Origin of the sequence: Streptomyces sp. URMC 126 (assembly GCF_051386555.1) — a bacterium.
Taxonomy (GTDB): Bacteria; Actinomycetota; Actinomycetes; order Streptomycetales; family Streptomycetaceae; genus Streptomyces.
Genome location: NZ_JBPQTX010000835.1, coordinates 1 through 276, shown reverse-complemented (window position 1 = coordinate 276; position 276 = coordinate 1). Strand labels below are relative to the sequence as shown.

The 276-nt window shown below is 73.6% G+C and carries 1 pseudogene; it reads left to right on the top strand.

Features of this window, described 5'->3' with window-relative positions:
* Nucleotides 1-276: pseudogene (locus ACSNOK_RS34140) on the top strand (NmrA family transcriptional regulator); the annotation flags it as partial.

The window sequence follows — 276 nt, the reverse complement described above, 5'->3', positions numbered from 1 at the left end:
CGACAGGCCGCAGCCGCACCCCACGCGACGGAATGCGGCCGCTCGACTTCGACGATCCCGCGGGCATCGACCTCGCTGGCGTATCGACCCTGGTGCTGGTCTCCGCCGGTTACGCCGAGGACGACCGGGTCATCGGGCGGCACGCGGCCGCCCTGGACGCCGCAGCCCGGGACGGCATCCGGCACGTCCTCTACACAAGCCTGACCGGCGCCGGCGACCATCTCGGTTTCGCACTGGCGCACCGCGCGACCGAACGGCTCGTACGCGCCTGCGGCC